The organism is Okeania sp. SIO2B9 (assembly GCF_010672505.1).
Classification (GTDB): domain Bacteria; phylum Cyanobacteriota; class Cyanobacteriia; order Cyanobacteriales; family Microcoleaceae; genus Okeania; species Okeania hirsuta.
The window spans coordinates 1-10,610 of sequence record NZ_JAAHGK010000085.1; the positions used below are offsets into that span (position 1 = coordinate 1).

The 10,610-nt window shown below is 37.3% G+C and carries 5 protein-coding genes and 1 pseudogene; 2 read left to right on the forward strand and 4 right to left on the reverse strand.

What is annotated here, in order from left to right:
• Positions 1 to 37: 37 nt before the first annotated feature.
• Both F6K13_RS05340 and F6K13_RS05345 read right to left on the reverse strand, forming a co-directional pair.
• Positions 38 to 691, reverse strand: a pseudogene (locus F6K13_RS05340) (cytochrome b N-terminal domain-containing protein).
• A 575-nt stretch (positions 692 to 1,266) separates the two neighbouring features.
• Positions 1,267 to 2,223 (reverse strand): bestrophin family protein, encoded by a 957-nt coding sequence (locus F6K13_RS05345; RefSeq protein ID WP_124146227.1) that lies wholly within the window; start codon positions 2,221 to 2,223, stop codon positions 1,267 to 1,269.
• 803 nt (positions 2,224 to 3,026) lie between these two features.
• Here F6K13_RS05345 and F6K13_RS05350 point away from each other — a divergent pair.
• The gene (locus F6K13_RS05350) at positions 3,027 to 7,526 is read left to right on the forward strand and encodes an AAA family ATPase (RefSeq protein WP_124146226.1); all 4,500 of its coding nucleotides are present in this window, start codon (positions 3,027 to 3,029) and stop codon (positions 7,524 to 7,526) included.
• A gap of 71 nt (positions 7,527 to 7,597) precedes the next feature.
• On the opposite strand, the gene F6K13_RS05355 is transcribed toward F6K13_RS05350, so the two are convergent.
• Entirely contained in the window at positions 7,598 to 8,014 is a 417-nt protein-coding gene (locus F6K13_RS05355) for an AMP-binding protein (protein WP_240039080.1), read from the reverse strand.
• 89 nt (positions 8,015 to 8,103) lie between these two features.
• A complete protein-coding gene (locus F6K13_RS05360; RefSeq protein ID WP_124146228.1) occupies positions 8,104 to 9,612 on the reverse strand; it encodes a UbiD family decarboxylase in 1,509 nt (502 codons plus the stop codon).
• An 810-nt stretch (positions 9,613 to 10,422) separates the two neighbouring features.
• On the opposite strand from F6K13_RS05360, the gene F6K13_RS05365 reads away from it, so the two are divergent.
• The coding region (locus tag F6K13_RS05365) for a hypothetical protein (RefSeq protein WP_287286992.1) at positions 10,423 to 10,610 on the forward strand (188 nt) is incomplete at its 3' end.

Below are 10,610 nucleotides of genomic sequence, written 5' to 3' on the forward strand. Positions count from 1 at the left end.
TCTATTTTTTCAGGGAACAGTTTTGTGCTGATTCTATCTATGATGCTGAAGCATTGAAACTTTGTCCTGCTTCCTGCTGTTCATTATTATCTGATTGATTTTTTTGATCCTGAACTGACTGCCAAATCAATCCACCTAAATGAGTAAATGCTAAAGCGATCGCTGACACGGACAAAAGATAACTATGTAAAGTGTACTGATGCAATACAGTCATTGTACTAATACCATTACCACCTGTTAAAATATATAGTAGTAAAGAACCAATAAAAGGAATAGTTTCTACAGTAGATAATTCTATAGAAAATCTCCAAAAACCTTCTTGAGACCAGTCAAGAATCATTGCTGTCCAACCCAAACCAATTGCGACTAAAACAAGGAAAATTCCACTAATCCAAGCAATCAACTAACTAGAGCGAAACTGCCGACTTAAAAACATAATTACTATTTGAATTAAGCCGAGAATAATGATACTGTTACCAGCATAATTGTGTAAATCTCGAATTATCCATCCGAAAGGAATTTGACTGGTAATCATTTCTAGAGATTTGTAAGCACCACCAGTGGTGGGTTGATAATTAAACGCTAACAATGTTCCAGACAAGGCAGAGATTAGAGTTAATGTCAAAATTGAGACAGCTACAATGGTAGCTAATCTCCGTAAACTCAAGGTCGAATTAATATTGTTAATCATTATGATGAGTGAAAGTCGATAAATTATTGCGGATATTAAAATTAGGATTTACCTACCTGCAACATATTTTCGCCATTGTTACCGATAGGGTTTGCGCAGCAGTCCGGAACGGAAAGCAATCTCAAATCCTAGTTTTTTGTACCTGATGCGTAAGTCCTGAAAATTAAGCAGATACAGCATTAAAGCCATGTGTGTAAAGTCTGCAAAATTAAAGATAGATAAAATCGCCACTCTGGATTTAGAGCGCTATTAACTTTATTTGTGACCGTATTATGTAAATCTTAAACATAACTTTTTTTTGTTGCAATTTAGGCAAAATTATCAAACATAATTAATAGCGATCGCTCATACCACAAAACGCAAATTAATTATGTATAAAATTATACTTTTATTAAGATAGATAAAAAAAAAGCGTTTCGGTCCGGAATGCTCCGCAAATAGCAATTGCTGCAATCAGAATTTTCTAAAGTCATGCTCTGCAAACAGCTTAGATTTATACTGAGACCGAGAGAAATGCAATTTCAAAGAGGATTTCAACCCAAGCTGATAGCTGAAAACTTTTAGTCCAGAACTAGTTAAAAATTATGGGTTTCTAAATTAACTGATATACGTTTCCAATGTCTAACACTAGGAGCTAAAGTAATTAAATCTTCAATATTGCGGTGCATTGCAATACAAATAGCATCTAAAGGTAAATCATTAGGGTCGTAACCGAAAGGATTTTCTATTTCTAGAGCAATTTCTTCAATTCCAAATACTGTAAAACTGATTAAGGCAACTACTATACCAGTCCAAAAATGAAACTCATTAACTATTTGAAATGGTAATGATAAACAATAAATTAACAATAATTGCCTTAGATGAATTGAATATGCTAAAGGAATTGGTGTATTTAAAATTCCCTCACAACAAGTTAATGCTTCAACCATTCTATCCAACAACTTAAACATCGCAGTAAGTTGATAAGGATTAATACAACCACGTTCATATTGATGCTGGAGATAATCACTAATCCAAAAAGCAATATGAATAGGAGGATGATTCATTTTTTTGAGCTTTTCATACCACTGTTTAGGCATATATCCCTCTAATTCTCTATTTACACTCTGACGGCGCAAATATAATTTACTAGCGATAGCAAAGGCTACTAATAACCTGATTATTTCCTCTTTTACTTTTCTATCTGCTGGTTCATTTTCTTCAACAGAAACCCAAATTTGTCGGGCAAAATTACGAACTGTATTAACAATTTGCCCCCACAGTTGCCGACCTTGCCAGAATCTTTCATAAGCAGTATTTGTTCTAAAAACTAATAGTAAACCCAAAACTAAACTAGGAACAATACTACTTTTCGCCGGCAAAGTCACAGGAAAATTAAAATAGTTAAGTAAAGAAATCAAGCCACCAAAAAATCCGCAGAATGTCACCCGAAAAATAATAGCTGGAATGACCGAATATCGCATTTGCAGAATAACCGTCAACCATTCTCGCTTTTCCCTATAGCGACCATCTATCACGCTGTTTGTAAACATATTAATTTAGCAAAATTTAGACAGATCGAAATAATCTGTGCATTCATACACACCCAAATTAATCTTACTCTCCTTTTTCTATCAGATAAAGGAAGGCTTCAAAAATGATAACTCTTGGGTTATATTATGTCCAGTCAATTAGCCTTGAAGGAGTAGTCATATCATGTCCGTTTAATTAGTTATAATAAAGTTCTTAGGTCGTAGGTGTAAATTCAATAGGACTTACGCATTACAAGGTATTTTCGTCATTGCGACCGACAGGAAAGCAATCTCAAGCCCTAGTTTTTCGTACCTCATGCGTAAATCCTGTTCAAGTGAGAATACTGGAAAGGGAGCACAAATTTGGGATATTCCTTCAACATCGCTTCAATAGAACATTTTTATTATACTTAATTATCCGGACATGGTATCAGTAGGACTGAGAATGGGGTCGATGGGAATTTAAGCAATCGCATTAAACCTACAACTTTCTTCAATCTGTTTGTATGTCCAACCGTATATATGTTTTTTTTCATGTATAATTTTTAATATACAACCATATAATTACTGATAACTAAAATAGTGTTTGGTGTTTATAGTGTACTAGAGCCAAAATTTTACGCATATTTCATTATTGACTCTTTCCCAATTTTCTTCACCAGAGTTTTTTTTTTGACAATTGTTGATATTATAGAAGAACAAAAGTTAAGCTATATATCCTATTTATTTATTAGCTGTTAAGACTATTCGGTCTGAGTCACTTTTTTCTTTTCCAAGCTACTTTGAAATACTGCTGCTGGACAATTCTGAAGAAAATAAAAATTATGCTATATATCCCTGGCTATTCAAATTTACAAACCTTATACCGAGGCAACAACAGCATAATATATAGGGCATTACAGCAGTCCGATCGCACCCTAGTTCTCCTCAAAACACAAATTTCTGAATACCCAGCTCCAGAAGAAATTGCGCGCATCAGACATGAATACAACATCCTCAAAAACCTCAACTTTGAAGGAATTGTCAAATCTATAGACCTGACCCACCAGGAATATCGCCTCATCCTCATCCTCGAATACTTCAATTCCCTATCTCTCAAACAACATATAACAGACTCATTGATCGCAATTCCTCAATTTATCAACATAGCCATCCAACTTAGTGACACCCTAGATAAAATACACCAACAACAAATAATCCACAAAGATATTAAACCCCACAACATCCTGATCGATCCCACCACACAAAAAATAAAAATCATCGACTTCAGCATCGCCACCCGTCTAAAAACAGAAACTCAGGCCATCATCAACCCAAGTTATATAGAAGGCACTCTAGCCTATATATCTCCAGAACAAACTGGACGCATGAACCGCTGCATAGACTATCGCAGTGACTTCTACTCCTTAGGTGTCACCTTCTACCAAATGCTCACTAAACAGCTTCCCTTCTATAGCAATGATCCAATGGAAGTCATCCACTCACACATAGCTAAAACCCCTATCTCCCCACACCAAATTAACCCAGAAATTCCCATTGCTATATCCTTAATAGTGATCAAACTGCTATCAAAAAATGCTGAAGACCGCTATCAAAGTGCCCTCGGATTAAAAGCAGACCTTGAATATTGCTTGAGTAAACTACAAAGCATCAAAAGACTTCAAGCCTTTACTCCAGGGAAAAAGGATAAAAAAGGTCAATTTAGTATCCCCCAAAAGCTCTATGGTAGGAAAACAGAGGTCAGCCTCCTCTTGGAAGCTTTTGGTCGTGTAAGCAATACCGATGACGAGAGCATCAGTCAATGCAATAAAGAAATCATTCTAGTTACAGGTTACTCCGGGATCGGTAAAACCAAAGTAGTTAACGAAGTACATAAACCCATAGTTAAAGCCAGAGGCTATTTCATTGGTGGCAAATTCGATCAATTCAAACGGGACATTCCTTATGCTGCTATCAGCCAAGCTTTTCAACAGTTAATCAGTCAGTTACTTACAGAAACTACACTAAAAGTTGCCGAATGGAAGGAGAAACTATTAACCGCATTAGGAGAAAATAGTCAAATCATCATTGATGTCATCCCAGAATTAGAATTAATCATCGGTAAACAAGAAAAAGTAGGCCAGTTAGGGACAACTGAATCACAAAACAATTTCAATCAACTATTTGGAAAATTTGTCCGTGTCTTTGCTCAACCAGAACATCCATTAGTTTTATTTCTTGATGATTTACAGTGGGCAGATCTAGCATCATTAAACCTGATCGAACAATTAATGACGGACAGCGAAACCAAACACTTATTATTGATCGGAGCTTATCGAGATCACAAAGTTAACCCAGTACATCCGACCATCCAAACCATAGAAAAAATCCAAAAAACCAGCACAACAGTTAATAAAATTATATTAGAACCCCTAAAAATCAATTACATCAGACAATTAGTAGCAGAAACATTATCAGAAGAAGCTACTACAACTAATGAGCGACTCACTCAATTATCAGACTTACTATACAGTAAAACCCAAGGTAATCCGTTTTTCTTAACTCAACTACTCAAAACATTATATACAGACAAATTGTTAATATTTGATTTTACAGTTGGATATTGGATGTGGGATATTGAACAGATTCAAAGTGTGGGAATAGCAGATTTAGGAGTAGTAGAATTAGTTGCTAGGAATATTGAAAAACTATCAACAACTACCCAAAAAGTTTTAAAACTAGCAGCTTGTATTGGCAATAAATTTAGTTTAGATGTATTGGCAGTTGTTAACGAAAAATCTGTAACTCAGACAGTAAAAGATTTATGGAGTGCTTTACAAATAGGTTTAATATTACCACTCACTCAGGATTATAAAATTCCCTTATTATTTTCTGAAAATGACAATTCCCGAGAATTATTATTTGATGAATCTAGAGTAAGTTATCGTTTTTTGCATGACAGAGTTCAGCAAGCAGCATATTCACTTATTCCCGAAGAAAATAGAAAAAAAATCCATCTAAAAATTGGTAAGTTGTTGTGGAAAAGTCTGCCCTCTGAGCAAATAGAAGAGAACATATTTGATCTTGTAAATCAGTTGAATATAGGGCGAGATTTCATCACAGAAACAGAGTTACAAGAAGGGTTGCTAAAATTAAATTTATGGGCAGGGAAAAAAGCCAAAGGAGCTACAGCTTATGAGGCTGCGGGTAGATATTTGAATGTGGGGTTAGAGTTGTTACCCACAAATAGTTGGGAGAGTAATTATGAATTGACGCAGGATGTTTATTTTGAGATACTAGAAGTTGAATATTTGAATGTGAACTTTGAGTCGGCGCAACAATTGTCGGAACTACTTTTGTCTAAGATTCAAAGCAATCTGGATCGAGTGAAAGTTTATGAGTTACAAATTCCATATTATTATTCTCAGAATCAACCCCAGCCAGCTATAGATATTGCCTTGTTAGCGTTAAAGTATCTAGGAGTGAGCTTACCGGCAAAACCAAATAAACGCGATGTTTTAGTGGAATTAGCTAAAACTCAATTAGCTCTAAGTAGTATAGAAATCAAGGATTTAGCAAATACTGCTATCATGAATGATTCCGAACAGATAGCAACTATGCGACTGTTAATGGCAATGATTCCGGCTGCTTTTAATGCTAATCCAGCTTTGTTTCCTTTAGCTGTATTTAAAATGGTGAGAATCTCTTTGAAATATGGTAACTCTCATCTGTCTGCTTTTGGATATGTCAACTATGGCTTAATTTTGTGTAGTATTTTGGGAGACTTTAATTCAGGCTATGAATTTGGTCAACTAGCTCTAGATTTATTAGACCGACTTAATGCTAGAGAAATTAAAGCAAAAGTATATTTTACTTTTAATAATTTTATTCGACACTGGAAAGAACATCTTCAGGAAACGATCAACCCATTACTTGAGGGATTTCAAAGTGGTCTATCAGTGGGAGATTTAGAGTTTGCTTCTTATTGTCTTTGTTTTTATACGAATAATAAATTTTGGGTGGGTGAACATCTAGATACTGTCGCTCAAACCCAAAAACAATCTATTGATGTGATGTTGAAATATAAACAAAAACTTGTTGGCGATCATCTGACGACTTGGAGCCAACTTGTGTCAATGTTGAAAGCTGAAGTGCAGCCAACAGATGATTTATTGAAGCTAGGAGAAAAATTATCTGTTTTAAAACAGGCAAATGATAGTAGAGGGATAACTAATATTTACCTATCGCAACTAATTTACTTTTATTTGTGGAAAAATTATGTGGCAGCTCTAGAAAACGTAGGAGCAATGGCAGAATATCTAGAAGGAATGAATGGGTCAATTGAAATTGTGCAATACAACTTCTACTACTCTCTTTCCCTGCTAGCTAACTACCTCACTGTCTCTCCAAAAGAACAAAAACAATACCTAAAGCAAGTCAAATCCAACCAAAAACAAATGAAAGCTTGGGCAGAGCACGGCCCCATGAACTTCCAACACAAATACGACCTAGTGGAAGCAGAAATAGCCAGAGTTTTAGGTGAAAATGAAACAGCAGCAACCTACTACGAAAAAGCAATTTCTGGATCCTCAGAAAACGACTACATCCATGAAGAAGCGATCGCCAACGAACGAGCAGCAGAATTTTATCTGTCTCTTGGCAGAGAAAAAGTAGCCAAAACCTACATGACGGAAGCCTATTACTGCTATATTAGTTGGGGTGCTACTGCCAAAATCAAAGACTTAGAAGAACACCACTCCAACCTAATTATTCGTACCCAAACAGCAGAAATAACAAAACTTGACATCACAAAAACTATATCTTCAATCACCAGCAAAACTAGCAAAAACCTCGACTTTTATACTATTATTAAAGCTTCCCAAACTATCTCAGAGGAAATCGAACTAAATAGCTTGCTTGATAAAATGATGCACATCCTCATGGAAAACGCTGGAGCAAACAAAGGAACTTTAGTTTTGAACAGCTCTGGTACTTGGGAAATTCCTATTCAATCCCTGAGCGACGACTCTGACTCATCCATCACACATCTCGATCCAACTAAAAGTTTACCCCATACTGTTATCAACACCGTCAAACAGACTCAACAAACTGTACTCATCAATCAGCTTGAAACAGAAACTACCTTCGCTGGAGATCCATACCTGATCGAACACCAGCCAAAAAGCCTCTTGTGTACTCCGATCGTCAAGCAAGGAAAATTTATTGCTCTCCTTCTCCTAGAAAACAGCCTCGCGACAGGAGCATTTACTCCAGACCGCATAAAAGTCCTCCATCTACTTATGAACCAAGCGAGTTTGTTGCAATTTAAGCAGGGTTTGCTGTAAGTGCAACATTTAACCTACTCAAAGCTATACACTGCTATATTTACCCCATATAGTAGATCGACAACAAATGTTTATCCAAGGGTTGCTCCTTTAGGAAAACCAGTGGTGCCAGAAGTGTAAACAATAGCAGCAGGAGCTTTCGGTTCCATGGAAACTGCCTTGAAATTAGAACTCCCTTTTTCGAGCAGAGTAGACAAGCTGATATCTGTATCTGTTCCACCCTCAGCAATTAAAACATTTTTGAGAAAAGCTAAATCCCCATAGGGTATTTGCTCCCTCAAAGATTCTGTTGTCACAACTGCTACTGCTTCACTATCATTGAGGATGAAGCTAACTTCATCACTTTTCAGCATTGAATTGACAGAAACAACCACGGCACCACGTTTGAGAATTGCCAAATAAGTAATGACAAATTCAGGAATATTTGGTAAAAACAAAACTACGCGATCGCCACATTTTATTCCCAAATACCGCAAACTGATCCACAAACTAACTCTAGAATTGCTACCATAAACAGCAATTCGATATTTGAAAAGCTAAAGGCATCAATCAGTTTGTGATTGAGCAATCAGTAGAATTACTGAATATCATATCCAAATAAATTCGGGTCAACTTCTCCCAAATTCAAATCATTCAACCCATATTCAGACCAACGTCTATCAACCATTGCAGCAACATCGGCATCAGACTCCAAAGCTGCACCCCACTCATGGTCAGTTTCAGGAGGGATTTTTGTAGTTGCATCTATTCCCATACGACCACCCAAACCAATTTTTTCGCTAGCAAAATCTAAACTATCAAAAGGCGTATTCGGCAAAATAAACACATCCCTAGAAGGATCGACCTTAGAGCTAATTGCCCAGACTACTTGACGCGGATCTCGAATATTAATACTCTCATCTACCACAATGACAAACTTTGTATAAGTAAACTGTGGCAAAGCACTCCAAAAAGCTAATGCTGCTCTTCGTGCCTGACCTGGATATGCTTTCTTAATAGAAATTACGGCAGCTTTGTAACTCAGAGCTTCCATGGGGAGGAAAAAATCAACAATTTCTGAAACTTGCTGTCGGAGAATAGGGGTATATATCCGGTTAAGAGCGATCGCCATCATTGCTTCTTCTTTCGGCGGTCTCCCACTAAAAGTTGTTAAATAAATTGGGTTTTTGCGGTGAGTCATGCAGTGAAATCTAACAACCGGAGAATCTTCCAATCCACCATAATAACCCATGTGGTCGCCAAATGGTCCGTCAGGTAACATTTCCCCAGGAGTAATAGTACCTTCGAGGACAAATTCTGAATCTGCGGGTATTTCCAAATCTAAGGTTTTACACTTATTTAACTTTACCCCAGAACCACCGTAAAGTCCTGCGAATAGCCATTCTGACAAGTCTACTGGAATTGGAGTAGCAGCAGCCATAATAATTAATGGGTCTACTCCCAGAGCGATCGCTATCTCCAGTTTCTTACCATTTTCTGCTGCTTTTCGCAAATGTCGCGCTCCACCACGGACTGATAACCAATGCACGCTCATGGTATTACGAGACTGTAACTGCAACCGATAAACTCCCACATTAGGAGTACCTGTTTCACAATCTTTTGTAATTACCAAACCAAGAGTTATAATTTTACCTGCATCTCCGGGATAGGGGCGAATCATCGGAATTTTGTTTAAGTCGAGAGCGTCTCCCTCAACGACGACTTGTTGACAAGGAGGGAAAAAGTCGCGTCCTGGTTTTGCCTTAACCACATCAAATAGGACTTTACCAAATTCTACTGCTTGAGAAATCTTTTTTGGTGGTTTGGGTTGTTGCAGCATTCCGAGTTTTTTACCCAAGGTTTCTAACTCCTGGGGTTTTTCCATATTCATTGCCCAGCATACTCTTTCCTCCGTACCCAAGAGATTTATTGCTATGGGGTGGTCAGACCCTTTAACATTTTCAAATAGGAGAGCAGGGCCACCCTTCTGTAGCATTCGGTTACAAATTTCTGCTATTTCTAGGTCTGGGTCAACTAAAGCTTTGATTCGGTATAGTTGTCCTCGGTCTTCTAAAATTTTCAGGAATCCTCTTAAGTCGCGGGCCATAGTTTTATTAATTTTTGTTAAACAACGGTATGATATCACAGGAGTCATATAAGTTATCAGTTATCAGTAGGTAGAAAGGAATTTTTTTTTAATCTGAAGAGTATGTCAACCATCAACCAAATTTTACCTCTACCCGCTCTACAAAAGCTTTGTTATTTAATCATTGGCGATTTTATAGCGCTGCGCGCAGGCAACAGCTCCGGAAGGCAACAGCGGTGCGACCCCGCGACTATGCCAGCTCGCTTGCGGAATGCGCACTCCTGTGAGGCAATAGGGGGAATAAAAATCTGTTTGCGCAGCATCTCCGTTGGAATAATATAAGACTTTTCGCTATTAGACATCTCCGAAAATTAAAAATCAAATCAATTATCATCCAGAAATCATCTATTCTTTCTTCCTGTTCCCTGTTCCGGTGTTCCCTGTTCCCTCTTTTCTGGAGATGTCTATTGGACAATTCCTACAATTTGTAAATATGCCAGCGCACATTGCTATATATCATGTGCTCCCTCCGGGGGAGCTACGCTAACGGGTGATTAGTTATAAAAAAAACATACCTCTAGCTTCAAAGGCAAATCTGTCGATTTTTTCTACTCCTGTACGGGCGTTTCATGTCGCGGAGCGTTAACGGCCAACCGAAGACGATCTTACTGCATACCTATGGCAGTTTCAAAAATATGAAAACTAATAGGACTTACACAGCAATTAAACTTTACCCTACAGGATACTCTACCGCAGTTAGGGAATAACACTTAAATTGTGAGTAAGTTCTGAGTAGTATAAATGACAAGTTCTAATTTGGAAAAAATTTTTATGTCCAAAACTATAGCGATTTCACGAATAGAAGCAGAAACTCAAGAAATAGACCCTTTAACATTACTTTATATTAGAGAAGGATTAACCAGAGATTCCTTAGCTTTAATGTTAGGAGTGGCTAGAGATACAGTAGACAAATGGGCAGCACAAAGAAGGCAACCATCTCGGCCTATTCGTCGTCTTGC